Source organism: Mesorhizobium sp. M1348 (assembly GCF_040317925.1).
Classification (GTDB): domain Bacteria; phylum Pseudomonadota; class Alphaproteobacteria; order Rhizobiales; family Rhizobiaceae; genus Mesorhizobium.
Map to the genome: position 1 here is coordinate 255,896 of NZ_JAMYLH010000001.1, position 15,588 is coordinate 271,483.

The 15,588-nt window shown below is 62.5% G+C and carries 17 protein-coding genes; 8 read left to right on the top strand and 9 right to left on the bottom strand.

Features of this window, described 5'->3' with window-relative positions; all coding sequences use genetic code 11:
- Positions 1 to 62 precede the first annotated feature (62 nt).
- The 3 genes from NKH13_RS01290 (at position 63) to NKH13_RS01300 (ending at position 1,420) form a co-directional block, all read left to right on the top strand.
- Positions 63 to 587 carry a winged helix-turn-helix transcriptional regulator gene (locus NKH13_RS01290; RefSeq protein WP_352910016.1) on the top strand — a complete coding sequence of 175 codons (525 nt, stop codon included), beginning with the start codon at positions 63 to 65 and terminating at the stop codon, positions 585 to 587.
- 76 nt (positions 588 to 663) lie between these two features.
- The gene (locus NKH13_RS01295) at positions 664 to 894 is read left to right on the top strand and encodes a hypothetical protein (RefSeq protein WP_023678501.1); all 231 of its coding nucleotides are present in this window, start codon (positions 664 to 666) and stop codon (positions 892 to 894) included.
- A 94-nt stretch (positions 895 to 988) separates the two neighbouring features.
- Positions 989 to 1,420 (top strand): GlcG/HbpS family heme-binding protein, encoded by a 432-nt coding sequence (locus NKH13_RS01300; protein ID WP_352910018.1) that lies wholly within the window; start codon positions 989 to 991, stop codon positions 1,418 to 1,420.
- 10 nt (positions 1,421 to 1,430) lie between these two features.
- Here the strand turns inward: NKH13_RS01300 and NKH13_RS01305 are convergent, their stop codons facing one another.
- From NKH13_RS01305 to NKH13_RS01315, 3 genes are all read right to left on the bottom strand, one after another.
- On the bottom strand, positions 1,431 to 1,832 hold the full coding sequence (locus NKH13_RS01305) for a hypothetical protein (RefSeq protein WP_023720966.1): 402 nt from the start codon (positions 1,830 to 1,832) through the stop codon (positions 1,431 to 1,433).
- A gap of 199 nt (positions 1,833 to 2,031) precedes the next feature.
- Positions 2,032 to 2,214: a 50S ribosomal protein L32 gene (rpmF, locus tag NKH13_RS01310; RefSeq protein WP_006203806.1), complete on the bottom strand. Its 183-nt coding sequence runs from the start codon at positions 2,212 to 2,214 to the stop codon at positions 2,032 to 2,034.
- 139 nt (positions 2,215 to 2,353) lie between these two features.
- Positions 2,354 to 3,112, bottom strand: coding sequence for a biosynthetic peptidoglycan transglycosylase (locus tag NKH13_RS01315; protein WP_352540340.1), 759 nt, complete (start codon positions 3,110 to 3,112; stop codon positions 2,354 to 2,356).
- An 80-nt stretch (positions 3,113 to 3,192) separates the two neighbouring features.
- Here NKH13_RS01315 and NKH13_RS01320 point away from each other — a divergent pair, with 80 nt between their 5' ends.
- Positions 3,193 to 4,110: a polyprenyl synthetase family protein gene (locus NKH13_RS01320; protein ID WP_352910021.1), complete on the top strand. Its 918-nt coding sequence runs from the start codon at positions 3,193 to 3,195 to the stop codon at positions 4,108 to 4,110.
- Between the two features lie 168 nt (positions 4,111 to 4,278).
- Here the strand turns inward: NKH13_RS01320 and NKH13_RS01325 are convergent, their stop codons facing one another.
- The 3 genes from NKH13_RS01325 to tkt all read right to left on the bottom strand — a co-directional run bounded on the left by NKH13_RS01325 (position 4,279) and on the right by tkt (position 9,547).
- Entirely contained in the window at positions 4,279 to 6,168 is a 1,890-nt protein-coding gene (locus NKH13_RS01325; RefSeq protein WP_352910024.1) for a potassium/proton antiporter, read from the bottom strand.
- Between the two features lie 218 nt (positions 6,169 to 6,386).
- A complete protein-coding gene (gene gap, locus NKH13_RS01330) occupies positions 6,387 to 7,397 on the bottom strand; it encodes a type I glyceraldehyde-3-phosphate dehydrogenase (RefSeq protein WP_352910026.1) in 1,011 nt (336 codons plus the stop codon).
- Positions 7,398 to 7,555: 158 nt separating this feature from the next.
- Positions 7,556 to 9,547: a transketolase gene (gene tkt / locus NKH13_RS01335; RefSeq protein WP_352910028.1), complete on the bottom strand. Its 1,992-nt coding sequence runs from the start codon at positions 9,545 to 9,547 to the stop codon at positions 7,556 to 7,558.
- A 260-nt stretch (positions 9,548 to 9,807) separates the two neighbouring features.
- Between tkt and NKH13_RS01340 the strand changes: the two genes are divergently transcribed.
- From NKH13_RS01340 to NKH13_RS01355, 4 genes are all read left to right on the top strand, one after another.
- Positions 9,808 to 10,080: a DUF4164 domain-containing protein gene (locus NKH13_RS01340; protein ID WP_006200774.1), complete on the top strand. Its 273-nt coding sequence runs from the start codon at positions 9,808 to 9,810 to the stop codon at positions 10,078 to 10,080.
- Between the two features lie 4 nt (positions 10,081 to 10,084).
- Positions 10,085 to 10,450 (top strand): cell division protein ZapA, encoded by a 366-nt coding sequence (locus tag NKH13_RS01345; RefSeq protein WP_254816554.1) that lies wholly within the window; start codon positions 10,085 to 10,087, stop codon positions 10,448 to 10,450.
- 174 nt (positions 10,451 to 10,624) lie between these two features.
- Complete coding sequence (locus NKH13_RS01350) at positions 10,625 to 11,284, top strand: peroxiredoxin (RefSeq protein WP_023720958.1); 660 nt, start codon at positions 10,625 to 10,627, stop codon at positions 11,282 to 11,284.
- Positions 11,285 to 11,435: 151 nt separating this feature from the next.
- Positions 11,436 to 12,308 carry an MBL fold metallo-hydrolase gene (locus NKH13_RS01355; protein ID WP_352714310.1) on the top strand — a complete coding sequence of 291 codons (873 nt, stop codon included), beginning with the start codon at positions 11,436 to 11,438 and terminating at the stop codon, positions 12,306 to 12,308.
- A gap of 182 nt (positions 12,309 to 12,490) precedes the next feature.
- On the opposite strand, the gene NKH13_RS01360 is transcribed toward NKH13_RS01355, so the two are convergent.
- The 3 genes from NKH13_RS01360 to NKH13_RS01370 form a co-directional block, all read right to left on the bottom strand.
- Positions 12,491 to 13,006, bottom strand: coding sequence for a hypothetical protein (locus NKH13_RS01360; protein WP_352910031.1), 516 nt, complete (start codon positions 13,004 to 13,006; stop codon positions 12,491 to 12,493).
- A gap of 438 nt (positions 13,007 to 13,444) precedes the next feature.
- Entirely contained in the window at positions 13,445 to 14,356 is a 912-nt protein-coding gene (gene rpoH / locus NKH13_RS01365) for an RNA polymerase sigma factor RpoH (RefSeq protein ID WP_023720954.1), read from the bottom strand.
- 187 nt (positions 14,357 to 14,543) lie between these two features.
- Positions 14,544 to 15,584, bottom strand: a complete 1,041-nt coding sequence (locus NKH13_RS01370) for an RluA family pseudouridine synthase (protein WP_352910033.1) — start codon at positions 15,582 to 15,584, stop codon at positions 14,544 to 14,546.
- Positions 15,585 to 15,588 lie beyond the last annotated feature (4 nt).

Consider the following 15,588-nt stretch of genomic DNA (forward strand, 5'->3'; position numbering starts at 1 on the left):
TTGCAATCAGTTGCACGATATTAAAACCGATACGATAATGCAACCGGTTTTTGGAGATTCGCATGAACATCGATCGTCGGTCCGGATGCCCCATCAACCTGTCGCTCGAAGTGTTCGGCGACCGGTGGAGCCTGATCATCCTTCGCGACATCATCTTCGGCGGCAGACGCCACTTTCGCGAACTGCTCAACGGCTCGATGGAGGGCATCGCCTCCAACATCCTCGCCGACCGGCTGAAGCGGCTGATGGGGCTCGGCATGCTGACCAAGGCGGATGATCCCTCCCACAAGCAGAAGGCGATCTACAGTCTGACCGAAATGGCGATCACGCTGGTGCCGATCCTGGCGCATCTCGGCGCCTGGGGCCGCGTCTGGCTGCCGGTCAGCGAAGAGCTCTCTATCCGTGCCGAACTTCTGGAAAAGGGCGGCCCGCCGATGTGGGATAAGTTCATGAACGAATTGCGCCACGAGCATCTGGGTGCGTCTCCTGCCCCATTCGAGCCCACCGTCCGCGCGACTTTGCAGGCCGGATACGATGCGGTGATCGCCCGCAACGCGCGGGGCATCGGCTGCGATCCGGTGCGATGACCAACTTATTTTCCCAATTGCGGGCTGGCTCTGCTATCAAGGGACTGAAGATAATTCACGGGATTGGATAACGCTCTTGGTCGAGAACTCTAAGGACACTGCCCGTGCGCGGGCCGATTTGCGTTTCAAGAAACAGGAAGAGGCAGCCACGGTTCGCCAGAAGGCGATGGCGGAATATGTCGCCGAGAGCGACGCTCGCCAGGCCAAGACCAACAAGCTGCGGGCGCTGCGCCTCGCCAAGGAAGCGGAAGACCTGGCCAATGCGCCTCCGGCCCCGGTGAAGAAGCCTCGCGCCAAGAAAAAATAAGCCGGCGCGCCCAGACGCATACTTCATTTCGCACGCCAAACAGTTCACTGGGATCTTTCTGCCGGTTGATAACTGGCGCGTTTAGGAGACCGCCATGACCGCACTGACGCTCGACAAAGCCCTTGAAATCATCGCCGCCGCCTTTGCCAAGGGTGCCGAGCTCAAGCTCAGGCCGCTTGGCGTCTCGGTGCTCGACGCCGGCGCCCATCTGGTCGCGTTCCAGCGTCAGGACGGCGCCTCGTTCCTGCGTCCGCAAATGTCGGCCGGCAAGGCCTATGGCGCGCTCGCTATCGGCATGGGCTCGCGCCGGGTCGAAGCTTTCGCCAAGGAGCGCCCGCATCTGATCGCCGGCATCTCCGACGTGTCGGGCGGGCGCGTCCTGCCGGTCGTCGGCGGCGTGCTGATCCGCGACGAGGCCGGCACGATCATCGGCGCCGTCGGCATTTCTGGCGACACGTCCGACAATGACGAAACGGCAGCCATCGCCGGCATCGAGGCGGCTGGCTTTAGCGCCGACCGGGGCTGAGCCGGGATCATTAATTCATGTTGATGTCGCGGCTGGCCGACCGCATCGACACCGAAAAGCCGGCCAGCACGTCGATCAGCGCTATGACCATCAGTGTGAAGAAAACGGAATGGGCGGCGCCCTTCACCAGCAGGAACTCAACCAGATAGGCCACAAAGACGAAGGTCGACAAAAGGTGGTCCATGATCGAGGCATTTGTCGTGCGCGTCGATTTCACCACTTCGACGAACAAGAAGATCAGTGCAATCAGCACGATGAGATCGCCGAGGGTCATCGAGAACACCCCACCCGACATCATCCGGACCGAAAACATTTCGGTCGCCCACGGATCGTCGCCGCTGCCGAATATTCCCAGAAGCCCGAGATTGTAGAGGATGAAAGGCACGATCAGCAGCGGGATGGCACCGAACATGTGGCGGCTCCGGTTGGACTGATCTTTGTAGAGTGCGCCCGGCGTTCGCCGTCAAGAATTTTCGTGTGGCCAGCAAACACGGACAAAGACGGCGTGAAACAACAATGCCAGGCCCGGCTGATACGATCAGTTGTCGCAAACGCAAAAAGACCGGCCAATGGCCGGTCGTTTCGCAACCCATAAACCGTCGAGAGCTCTCTCAGCTTTCCTTCGGCTCCAGAACCTGGCGACCGCGATACATGCCGGTCTTCAGGTCGATATGGTGCGGACGGCGCATCTCGCCGGAGTTCTTGTCCTCGACATAGGTCGGGGCCTTCAGTGCGTCGGCAGAACGGCGCATGCCGCGCTTCGACGGAGAGGTTTTTCGTTTCGGAACGGCCATGGATATGCTCCACTACATGGTCAAAACGCCCCGGCGGCCCTCGTGAAAGGGCCACATCAGGGGCCGGAATCTGAGAAAGTCGGCTGCCTATACACGCCCGATGGCGTTTTGGCCAGCGTCGCCGTGTTTTTTTTTGACACTATCGCAGGCAACCGACATAGGCGCCGGCGCGGCCTGCGCGCCGTTCGATCAACGCGGCAAGCCGCCTCAGTCCCGGCCCGGGCTTCGCCGGATTGCGCACGATCGGGTTCGGCAAGGTGACGGCAAGCAGCGCTGCCTGCCGGCGCGACAGCTGTTTTGCCGAGACGCCGAAATGATGCTGGGCGGCGGCCTCGATGCCGTAGATGCCCGGTCCCCATTCGGCGATGTTGAGGTAGATCTCCATGATCCGCCGTTTCGACAGCACCGCATCGAAATAGACGGCCAGCGGCAGTTCGACGACCTTACGGACCGAGCCCAACGGCCGCGACCATAGATAAAGGTTCTTTACCGTCTGCATGGTGATGGTCGAGGCGCCACGCGTCATCTCGCCGGCGAGCGCATCGTCGACGACGCCGCGCAACTCGCCCAGATCGACGCCGCGATGGAAACAGAACTGCCCATCCTCCGACATGATGACCGAATATGCCAGCACCGGCGCGACATCGTCGATGGAAACCCAGCGCCGATCGTAGCCGGAAAACGTCGCCAGGTCCTTCAGCATCAATGTCGACACGGGATGCACGAATGACGGCAGGTATAGGAAGGTCAGCACCACCGGCACCAGCGCCAGCACGACGGCGACGGCGATGCCGCGCCGGACCCAGCGTTGAAGACCGATGCGGCTGCCGCGTCTCGGTCTCGCCATGTCCAACCCTTCGGTTTCGTGATCGACGATCGGTTCCGCCAAGCCACCCAGTCCGCGCTACTCCCTGCCCCCCGGCATAATGGCGCTTGGCTTCTTGCGCAACGTCTGAGTGTCGGCTACCGCTCCCGACCATGACGAAAGACGACCAAATGGCGTTCGAAGCTGCACTTATTGCCCGGGCAGTTCCGCTCGAGGCGCTGCTGAGGCGGTTGCTCGACGGACGGACGCTTTCAGGCGAGGTCGCGCGGCCCGAACGCCTGATGGCGGCCATGCGACATGGCGTGCTGAACGGCGGCAAACGACTGCGTCCCTTCCTGGTCATGGAAAGTGCTGCACTGTTTTCAGCCGACGGCGAGGCAGCGCTGCGCGTCGCGGCGGCGCTCGAATGCGTGCACTGCTATTCGCTCATCCATGACGATCTGCCGGCCATGGACGACGACGATTTGCGCCGCGGCCAGCCGACCGTACACAGGGCTTTCGATGAGGCGACTGCCATTCTTGCGGGCGACGCCTTGCTGACGCTTGCCTTCGACATCCTTGCCGACGAGGCGACAATGCTGCCGGCCGAGCGCAGGGCAGCGCTGGTGCTGGCACTGGCCCGCGCCGCCGGGGCGGGAAGCATGGTCGGCGGCCAGATGCTCGATCTCGAGGCCGAACAAGGCCGGCCGGACGAGGCCGGCATCATCCGGCTTCAGGCGATGAAAACCGGTGCGCTGATCCGCTTTGCCTGCGAAGCGGGAGCCATCCTTGCCGGCGCGCCGTCGGGCGACCGCGAAAGGCTGGCCGAATTTGGTTCGGCGATCGGGCTTGCTTTTCAACTTGCCGACGATCTGCTCGACCTGACCGCCGACGCGCATCAGATGGGCAAGGCGACCGGCAAGGATGCCGCGGCCGGCAAGGCGACGCTGGTCGCGCTGCACGGACCGGGCTGGGCGCGGGACCAGCTCCATGGCCTCGTCGACCAGGCTCATGCGCTGCTCGAGCCTTTTGGCGAACAAGCCGCGCTTCTGAAACAAGCGGCGGAGTTCGTCGCGGCCCGCAACAATTAAAGCGCCCCTATGGCGCGCCGGAGAATTGGCGACTGATAGGCCGGATGCCCTCGCAGCCGACCGATCGGGATCCTTTCCGGCGATGTCGGACCACATGGGCCCGCCACGCCAGTTGCCGAGCCATTCTTCAGCCTCGCGGCAGGGTTCCGCGGCTCGGGTGGACAGCGGTCAGCCTTCGCCAGCTGTCTTTTCCACCACGGGCTGCGGGACCGGTTCCATCTCGGCCGCCGCCTCGACAGCCTGCGCTTCAGCCGGCTTACGCCGGTTGCGGATGAACGCGGCGATGCGGTCGCGGATTTCACCGGCGCTGAGGAATACCGGAACGCGCGCCACCGGCGCGGTCGGCTCAAAGGACAGGCCAAGGCCGGTGATCCTGCCCTTGTCGTCGACGTCGCGGACGATCAGCTCGATCGGACCGAGCAGCACGCGGTCAGCGTATTCGGCGTGGCCGCCGAGCCGCGTAGTGACCAGGTCGCCAATGCTGAGCTTGCGTTCCGCTTCGGTCAGGCCCGGCGCATAGGCGGTCTCCAGTTCCTCGGCGGAGCGTGACGGATCGACGGCGAAGGCGCCGAAGAAGTCCGCATCCTCGGGATCGACCACGGCACGGCTGGCGAACAGTTTGTCGAGCAGGCGCGGATAGCGGTCTGGCACGAAGATGTAGACATGGTCGCCGGCCGCCAGCCGGCCCATGTCCTGGAAGCGCATCGAGCGTCCGTCGCGCAACACAAGCGACGGCCGCGCCCAGCGCGGAATGCGTTCGCCGCGCGCCACCGGGCTGCCGGGTGCCACGCGGTAGGCGAGAAGCTCATGATGGGCGGAGCCCGGCAGCTCCAATTCGACCTTGTCGAGCGGTCCCAGGCGGGCCGGCACGATAAGGCCGAGGCGGCGCGCCAGCGGGCCGACGGTCCATCCCTGGATGATCAGCGAGACCAGCACGATGATGAAGGCGGTGTTGAAGATGAGGCGGCCGTTCTCAAGGCCGCCGAGCAGCGGCGTGATGGCAAGCAGGATCGACACGGCGCCACGCAGGCCGACCCATGAGACGAAGGCGACTTCCGGGCGTGGCAGCCGAAATGGCACCAGGCACAGCCAGACCGCGATTGGCCGTGCCACAAATATCAGGAACAGGCCGAGCAGCACTGCCGGCACCAGGATCGCCGGAAATTGCGAAGGCGTCGCGAACAGGCCGAGGATCAGGAACATGATGATCTGCGCCAGCCACGACATGCCGTCCTGGAAGCGCTTGAGGATGGTGACGGCCCGGATATCGGAATTGCCGGCAATCAGGCCTGCGAGATAGACCGCCAGGAAGCCGGAGCCGCCGACGGCGCCGGCGGCAGCGAACACCATCAGCGACAGCGTCAGCACGAAGATCGGCAGCAGGCCGTGATCGAGATTGAGGCGATCGACAAGGCGCACGATGGCCATGCCGCCGAGAATGCCGATGACCGCGCCGAGCCCCATGTTGACAAGGAAGCCGACGGCAAGATCGGTGACCAGCACCTTGGCCTCGGGGTGGGTGTTGGCGGCGATGACCTCGACCAGCGTGATGGTCAGGAAGATGGCGATCGGGTCATTGGTGCCGGATTCCACCTCGAGCGTCGACCGCACGCGCTCGCGCAAATTGATCTCGCCGGCGCGCAGCAGGAAGAACACCGCCGCGGCGTCGGTCGAGGCGACGGCGGCACCGAGCAGGAAGGATTCCAGCCAGGTCAGGTCGAGCAGATAATAGGCGGCGGCGCCGAACAGGCCGGTGGTCAAAAGGACACCGAAGGTCGCCAGCGACAGCGCCGGCCCGGCCGCCTGCCGCAAGGCGTTGAGCGGCGTGCCGAAGCCGGAATCGAAAAGGATGACCGCCAGCGCCAATGAGCCGGCAAAATAAGCAACTCGAGCATTGTCGAAATGGATGCCGAGACCGTCGGTTCCGGTGGCGAGGCCGATGCAGAGAAACAGCAGCAGGAGAGGGGCGCCGAAACGGAAGGCGATCAGGCTCGAAAACGCGGCGGCAACGACAAGAGCTGCGCCAACGAGCGTCACCAGATAGATACCATGCTCCATTCGTTGGTCGCCCCTAGTCGATATGCTCCGGCATCACGGGAGAGTGGGGCGAAGACATGGCCGCTGCAAGGCAGCAGCGTGGCTTTTTGCCCCACGCTGCCGATCGTCGAAAGTTTTGGCATCCCCGAGCGGCGGAGCGTGCCTCGGCGGTTGGTGCTGCAACGAAAAACGCCCGGACTGAGCCGGGCGTCTTCCAGGTCGAGAAGATGGTTCTGCGATCAGGCGATGGTCTTGCCGAAGGCGACGGCGGTATCGCCCATGCGGTTGGAGAAGCCCCACTCATTGTCGTACCACGACAGCACCGAAACGAAGTTGCCGTCCATGACCTTGGTCTGGTCGAGCGCCACGATCGAGGAATGCGGATCGTGGTTGAAGTCGATCGAAACATTGGGGTGACGGGTAATGGCGAGGATGCCCTTCAGCTTGCCGTTCGAGGCAGTGATCACCGCGTCGTTGATTTCCTGGACGGTGGTCGGCCGCTTGGCGATGAACTTGAAATCGACGAGCGAGACGTTCGGGGTCGGCACGCGGATGGAGATGCCGTCGAGCTTGCCCTTGAGCTCGGGCAGTACCAGGCCGATGGCCTTGGCAGCACCGGTCGAGGTCGGAATCTGCGACAGCGCGGCGGCGCGGGCGCGGTAGAGGTCCTTGTGCATGGTGTCCAGCGTCGGCTGGTCGCCGGTGTAGGAATGGATCGTCGTCATCATGCCCTTCTCGATGCCGACCGCCTCATTCAGCACGGCCGCCAGCGGCGCCAGGCAGTTGGTGGTGCAGGAGGCGTTCGAGATGACGATGTGGTCCTTGGTCAGCTTGTCGTGGTTGATGCCATAGACGACGGTGAGATCGGCGCCCTCTGCCGGAGCGGAGACGAGAACGCGCTTGGCACCGGCGGTCAGATGGGCGACGGCCTTGTCGCGGGCGGTGAAGATACCGGTGCATTCGAGCGCGATGTCGATGCCGAGCTCCTTCCACGGCAGTTGCGTCGGATCCTTGATCGCGGTGACTTTGAATTTTTCCTTGCCGACGATGATCTGGTCGCCGTCAACCGTCACCTCGTGCGGAAAGCGGCCATGCACGCTGTCGAAGCGCAGCAGATGCGCGTTGGTCTCGACCGGGCCGAGATCGTTGACCGCGACGACGTCGATATCCTTGCGGCCGGATTCATGGATGGCGCGCAGGATGTTGCGGCCGATGCGGCCGAATCCGTTGATGGCAACTCTGACGGTCATTGTTCTCTCCCTGGGAGTTGGAGGCCGAAGATCAAGTCCGCAGCTTCATAACGGCGGACGGGCAAAGAATCCAGCCGCCGAGGCTTGGATTTAAATCGATTAGTGCCCCGCCGCCCGGCAAAACCGCTATGCCAGCCTTTGCCGGGCGGGGCTCACTTTCATTTGCCGTGCAGACGGGCTTCCGCCGCCTTCACCGTTGCTTCGGCCGTGATGCCGAAATGCGGGTAGAGCTGTTCGATGGTGCCGGAGGCACCGAAGCCGGTCATGCCGACAAAGATGCCGTCGGTTCCGATGAAGTGATCCCAGCCCTGACGGATGCCGGCTTCGATGGCAATCTTGAGCGGCGCATTGCCGATCGTCCTGCTGCGATAGTCGGCGCTCTGCTTGTCGAACAATTCGAAGCACGGCACCGAGACGACGCGGGTCGCGTGGCCGTGCTTTTCCAAGGCCTCGCGGGCGGCCAGCGCGATCTCCACCTCGGAGCCCGAAGCGAAGATCGTCACAGCCGCCTCGCCACTGGCGGCGGCAAGTTCATAGGCACCGCGGCTGGAGAGGTTTTCCGCAACGAAGTCGTTGCGTACCGTCGGCAGGTTCTGCCGGGTCAGCGCCAATGTCGAAGGCGTCTTTTCCGATTCAATGGCCAACTGCCAGCATTCCGCGGTTTCCACCGCGTCAGCCGGGCGGAAGACATTGTGGTTTGGAATGGCGCGAAGTGCTGCCAGATGTTCGACTGGCTGATGGGTCGGGCCGTCTTCGCCAAGGCCGATGGAATCATGGGTCATGACGAAGATCGAGCGGATGCCCATCAGCGAAGCAAGCCGCATCGCCGGACGGGCATAATCGGAAAAGCACATGAAGGTGCCGCCATAGGCGATAATGCCGCCATGCAATGTCAGCCCGTTGAGCGCGGCCGCCATGCCGTGCTCGCGAACGCCGTAATGGACGTAGCGCTGGCCGTAATCGTCGGCAGTGATGTTCTTGGTCTGGCTGGTCTTGGTGTTGTTGGAGCCGGTCAAATCGGCCGAGCCGCCGATGGTTTCGGGCACGGCGCCGTTGATGACCTCCAGCGCCATTTCCGATGACTTACGGGTGGCGACCTTCGGCTGGTCGGCCGCGAGCTTCTTCTTGTAATCGCCAATGACAGCGTCGAAGTTGGCCGGCAACGTGCCGCTGATGCGACGTTCAAACTCTGCGCGCAATTGGGCGTCGGCCTTGGCAAGGCGGCTTTCCCAGTCGGTGCGCGCCTTGACGCCGGTCCGCCCGGCGGTACGCCATGCGTCAAGGATATCGGCCGGAACCTCGAACGGCGGATAATCCCAGCCGAAGAATTTTCTGGCGCCAGCGATTTCCTCGGCGCCGAGCGGCGAGCCATGCGCCTTGTTGGTGCCTGCCTTGGTCGGCGCGCCGAAGCCGATCGTCGTCTTGCAGGCGATCATCGTCGGCTTGTCGGAGTGGCGGGCCGCCTCGATGGCATAGGCGATCGCTTCCGGGTCCTGGCCGTCGATATGGCTGGCGTTCCAGCCGGACGCCTGGAAGCGGGCGACCTGATCGGTGTTGTCGGCCAGCGACACTGGGCCGTCGATCGAGATGTTGTTGTTGTCCCAGAAGACGATCAGCTTGTTCAGCTTCAGATGTCCGGCAAGCGCAATGGCTTCCTGGGATACGCCTTCCATCAGGCAGCCGTCACCGGCCAGCACATAGGTGTAGTGGTCGACGAGGTCGTTGCCGAAAGCGGCATTCATGATGCGCTCGCCGAGCGCGAAGCCGACCGAGTTGGCAAGGCCTTGGCCGAGTGGGCCGGTCGTCGTCTCGATGCCGGCGGCATGGCCGTATTCCGGGTGGCCCGCCGTCCTCGACCCCAATTGGCGGAACTGCTTGATCTGGTCGATGGTGATGTCTTCGTAGCCGGTCAGATAGAGCAGCGAGTAAAGCAGCATCGAGCCGTGGCCGGCCGACAGGATAAAGCGGTCGCGGTCCGGCCAATGCGGGTTCTTCGGATCGTATTTGAGAAAGCGGGTGAACAGCACCGTGGCGATGTCGGCGCAGCCCATGGGCAGCCCGGGGTGGCCGGAATTTGCCTTCTCGACGGCGTCCATGGCGAGAAAACGGATCGCATTGGCCATCCGGTCATGTTGTTCGCGCGAGGTCATGCTTCCTCCAAAATGGGGGTTTGGGCCTTGGGAGAGCCCTTGAAAAGGGTGCGCGACACATAGCAGGCGCGGCCTTTTAGTCAACAAATCGGTGTGCTTTTGCCGGTCTTGTGATGGCCATGCAGCACTTACATTAGTGTTAGTAGGGGACAGTCGCGACAGCTTTATTGACGGGCGGTTCACACGGCGCGTAATGTTTCAGGGATAACGCGTTCTGAACGTGGATGATTCGGTGATGGGCAGGGCGCAGGACGAAAGCCATGACCGGGGAAACGACCCTCAAGGAAGTCATTGCCAGGCTGGGTAAGGCCATCGAAGGGCTGGAAAACGCCGTCGCGGCCAAGCTCGAGCACGAGCGGGACTATTCGGAAGCCGAGGCCGAAGTGCAGCGGATGAACGCCGACCGCTCGCGGCTGGCGCAGGAGCTCGACAATTCCGAGGCCCGCGCCGAACGGCTGGAAGATGCCAACAAGGAAGTGTCGCGAAGGCTGGTTACAGCTATGGAAACCATCCGCGCGGTACTGGACAGGTAGGCCAATGGCACAAGTCACGGTTTCCATCGACGGCAAGCAGTATCGGATGGCCTGCGACGAGGGCCAGGAAGAGCATCTGATCGATCTTGCCGAGCGCTTCGACCGCTATGTCTCGCATCTGAAGGATTCTTTTGGCGAGATCGGCGACCAGCGGCTGACCGTGATGGCCGGCATCATGGTCATGGACGAGCTTTCAGAACTGCAAAAGCGGGTCAAGGGCATGGAAAGCGAAGTGCTGACGCTGCGCAAGACGCGCGACGATGCACTGACCAAGGCCGACAAGAACGATTCCGTGCTGACCGGGGCGCTTGGCGCGCTGGCCCAGCGCATGGAAGACCTGGCGACGACGCTGGCAGTGAACAAGGCCTGAGCCAGCGCAGCGAAGATTCCTGCTGCATTTGCCGAGAAGCAATGAAAATATTTCGCCGCCGGCCTTGATGCCGGCGCAACAGCCGTTTGAAGGATGACGCCGGAGTGGTAGAAAGGCAAAAGCAGCGCCGGTCAACGCCGGCTGCGATCTGCACTCACAAGGTAGGGACACGCCATGAGCCTTCGTATCAACGACATCGCACCGGACTTCACCGCTGAGACCACGCAAGGACCGATCAGCTTCCATGAATGGATCGGCGACGGCTGGGCGGTATTGTTCAGCCATCCGAAGAACTTTACGCCGGTTTGCACGACCGAACTCGGCACGATGGCCGGGCTCGAAGGCGAGTTCAGGAAGCGTAACGTCAAGATCATCGGCATCTCGGTCGATCCCGTCGAAAGCCACGGAAAATGGCAGAACGATATCAAGACCGCGACCGGTCATTCGGTGAACTACCCGCTGATCGGCGATAAGGATCTCAAGGTCGCCAAGCTCTACGAGATGCTGCCGGCGGGTGCCGGCGAGAGCTCGGAAGGCCGCACGCCCGCGGACAATGCCACGGTGCGTTCGGTCTACGTCATCGGGCCCGACAAGAAGATCAAGCTGGTTCTCACCTATCCGATGACGACCGGCCGCAACTTCGACGAAATCCTGCGCGCCATCGATTCCATGCAGCTGACCGCCAAGCACCAGGTGGCGACGCCGGCGAACTGGAAGCAGGGCGAGGACGTCATCATCACCGCTGCCGTCTCGAATGAGGATGCCATCAAGCGCTTCGGCGCCTATGAGACGATCCTGCCATATCTCAGGAAAACCAAGCAGCCTTCTGCCTGAGCAGGCAGAGGCGGCACAGAGAATTTTTGGTTTTCCTGGCCGTGTGAGCATGGGGTGCTTGACGATGCCTGGTTGACGGACAACCATGCCTTTAATTTGCCGTGGCAGAGAAAATCCTTCCTGCCGTGGTGAGGGGCGAAGGAGGCTGGGATTGGACGCATTATCGGCCAGGTCGCAGGTCACCGGCTTCTATGACAAGCCGAGCGGGTCCGTCCAGTATGTGGTCGCCGACATGGCGACCCGCAAATGCGCCATCATCGATCCGGTGCTCGACTTCGACGAAAGGTCCGGTGCAACGGCAACGAAAAACGCCGACGCCCTGCTCGACTTCGTCAGGGAAAGCGGGCTGGAGGTCGAGTGGATCCTCGACACGCATCCGCATGCCGATCATTTCTCCGCCGCCCATTATCTGAGGGGGAGAACCGGAGCGCCGACGGCAATCGGCGAAAAGGTCATCGACGTCCAGAAATTGTGGAAGGTGATCTACAACTGGCCGGAATTCCCCGCCGACGGTTCGCAATGGGACAGGCTGTTCGCCGACAGCGCAACTTTTTCGGTCGGCGGCCTTCCGGCAAGAGTGCTGTTTTCGCCGGGCCACACACTGGCCTCGATAACTTACGTCATCGGCGACGCCGCCTTCATCCACGACACGCTGTTCATGCCGGACAGCGGCACCGCAAGGACAGACTTTCCCGGCGGCAGCGCCGAGCGGCTCTGGCACTCGATCCAGGATATTCTGGCACTGCCGGACGAGACACGTCTGTTCGTCGGTCACGACTACCAGCCGGGTGACCGCGAAGCGCGCTGGGAAAGCACGGTCGCGGAGCAGAAAGCCGGCAACATCCATGTTGCCGGCTGCAAGACGGAAGCCGACTTCGTCGCGCTCCGCCAAGCCCGCGACAGGACGTTGCCGATGCCGCGGCTGATCCTGCACGCGCTGCAGGTCAATATGAATGGCGGACGCCTGCCGGAACCGGAATCCAACGGGCGGCGCTATCTGAAATTTCCGCTCGATTGCCTGTGAGGAGATGGGTCGCTGGCACTACAATGCCATTCAAACTCGGCGCCGCCCTCATCGTTCCGAGATGGTCATCCAAGTTATTGATCCTGATTCGATTTTTGCGATGTGTGCCTCCGATAGGTAACTTACGAGGATAAGGTGCGGCAGCCGAATGAGGAGCGGCGCGGATGCCAGCCAGTCCTGCGTCAGGGTTTTGTTCGGCGGGCCAAATGTTCATACGTGATTTGCCAAGGATCGCTCTCGGAAGATCTCTCCTCGCCGATCCAATGGAAGCTGTTGGCAGCGATCTCAGTGAAACGCCATCGAGTTTTCAGACCGCGCGAGTCATTGCCGAGCTGGACAATGTCCTTACCCTCGGCCCGGCCGATCTGGCGCGAGTGATCCCGGTTGAGCGGGTCGTTCCATATGATGTGCCAGCCATCGATCCCAGGGTCGAAGATGCGCAAGGTCGTGCCATACATCGTCGACGGCGCAGGGCGCTTGGGCCTGATCCAAACGTCCTGAATCGCGCGGCCTTCGAGCACCCAGCCAAAATGGCATTCGCCATCCCATTTTTGGATTGTGCCGTCGTCGAGGTAGTGGACCGAGTCCATTTCCCAGCTTCCAATTAGCCATCCATACAGGGCCATGTCTTTCGCTCGGTCGGCTGGCGGACCTTCGGATACGAGAGCGGTCAGAAACGCAGAAATCGTCATCGTCATACTGCCTTTCGTTTTCAATAGACGAGCTCAACTGCCCGGCGCAGCCCCGGCGGACCGTTGTCGCACCCGCCTGCCGCAAGCGCCGGGTTGTGGAATGCCGCGGTCGGCGCCGGAACATTGTCGCCACAGCTTGCAGCGTTGCGGTTTCCAGGGCTTGGGGAAAATTGCGATAATGCCGCTATCAATGAGATCGTCTGCACACGCCATGGCAAGGCTACTGAGCAGTTATGGCGGCGCATAGGACATCCGCGAAGGCGCCGCGGAACCGGCAACCGCTGATGCATGTCGCGCAAAAGTGTGCAGCGGTTTTGCGATATCGACATGCCTAAAACAAGAAACTAAAGCGCGTCGCACAAGGCCGGTCGAACGCGGCGCGCTAGAACAAAACGGCGGCGCCAGTTACCTGACGCCGCCGTTATTTGTTTCTCTTGGAACGCCTTATGCCGCCGGCTGCGCCTCGATGGTGCGCAGCGCCTGCATCTGGCGCTTGGCTGCGGCCTTGACCGCGTCCTGCACCTTCTCGAAGGCGCGCACCTCGATCTGGCGCACGCGCTCGCGGCTGATATCGAACTCGGCCGACAGCTCTTCCAGCGTCAACGGCTCATCGGCGAGGCGGCGCGCCTCGAAGATGCGGCGTTCGCGGTCGTTGAGCACAGCAAGAGCGCCGGACAGCATGCCGCGCCGGTTTTCCAGCTCGTCCTGCTCAATCAGCATCTCTTCCTGGCTTTCGTGGTCGTCGACCAGCCAGTCCTGCCATTCGCCGGATTCGCCTTCGCTGGCCCGGATGGGCGCATTGAGCGAGGCGTCGCCCGACAGACGGCGGTTCATCGACACGACTTCCGCTTCCGAGACGTTCAGCCGGGTGGCGATCTCGGTGATCTGATCGGGCTTCAAATCGCCTTCGTCGAGCGCCTGGATCTTGCCCTTCACCTTGCGCAGGTTGAAGAACAGGCGCTTCTGGTTGGCGGTGGTGCCCATCTTGACCAGGCTCCACGAGCGCAGGATGTATTCCTGGATCGAGGCCTTGATCCACCACATCGCATAGGTGGCGAGACGGAAGCCGCGCTCCGGTTCGAATTTCTTGACGGCCTGCATCAGGCCGACATTGCCTTCCGAGATCACCTCGCCGATCGGCAGCCCATAGCCGCGATAGCCCATGGCGATCTTGGCGACGAGCCGAAGGTGGCTGGTGACGAGCTTGTGCGCAGCCGTGGTGTCCTCATGCTCGGCGTAGCGCTTGGCGAGCATGTACTCTTCCTGCGGCTGAAGCATCGGAAAGCGGCGGATTTCTTCCAGGTAGCGGCTGAGACCGCCTTCGCCGGAAACGATACTGGGTAATGACTGGGCCATGATAGCGCCCCCTCTCTATTGGAGTGATGCCCCCGAAACGCGGCGGGCATGTGGCGCGAATGCCAAAGGCACATTCGCGCCAACCGACATATATAGGAACAAAACCAGAAAGACAGGCATTTGTTCAACACGAAACAGTGTGTCACGTTGAAGTGAACAACGCCGGTCAGGTTTTCGGGTGGTTGGTTCAGAGCTTGCGGAAGCCGTCGACGAGTTCCTCCATGTCCCACGGTATCGGTGCTTCGAACCTCATCGTTAAATGGGTATCCGGATGCCGAAATGCAAGGAGGCGGGCGTGCAAAGCTTGTCGCGGAAACGCCTTTACCTTGCTCCTTAGCGGCTCGGGCAACCGATTGGCCTTGGTGCGGAAAGCCTGGCCGTATTCGGGATCGCCAATCACCGGATGGCCGATATGAGCCATGTGGACGCGTATCTGGTGGGTGCGGCCGGTTTCCAACCGGCATTCGACCAAGCTCGCCGTGGCGAATTCCTGCTGCTGCTCGCCAAAGCGCTCGACGACGGTGAAATGCGTTATGGCATGGCGGGCATCGTCGCGGCCTTGCGGTACCACGGCGCGGCGTACCCGGTCGGCGGCGCGGCCGAGCGGCGCGTCGACCGTCCCGGTCGGCCTCGCCGGTATGCCCCAGACCAACGCCAGATAGGCCCGCTCGAGATCGCCGGTCAGGCCGTGGTCGGCAAAGGCCTCCGACAACGCCTTGTGGGCGCGATCGGTCTTGGCGACGACCATGACGCCGCTGGTCTCCTTATCGAGGCGATGGACGATGCCCGGCCGTCTCACCCCGCCGATGCCCGACAGGCTGTCGCCGCAATGATGGATCAGCGCGTTGACCAGCGTGCCGGTCCAGTTGCCGGCGCCGGGATGCACGACCAGCCCGGCCGGTTTGTTGATGACGATCAGCGCGCTGTCCTCGTAGAGGACGTCCAGCGCAATTTCTTCGCCTTGCGGCTCCGCCGGTTCCGGCTCCGGCATATCGACCGACACGCTGTCACCTTGTGCCATCTTGCGCTTCGTCTCGTCGACCTGCCTGCCGCCGATCCTGACCGCGCCCTGCCTTATCAGCATCTGCACGCGGCTGCGCGACATGTCGGGGCCGAGCCTGGCCGCAAGCCATTGGTCGAGCCGCTGGCCGGCCGCATCGGCGCCCGCCTCCAGCACGATCGGTCCGGCCCCTATTAATTGTCTGGCCTCTTCGTTATGAGCGCTCATCGAA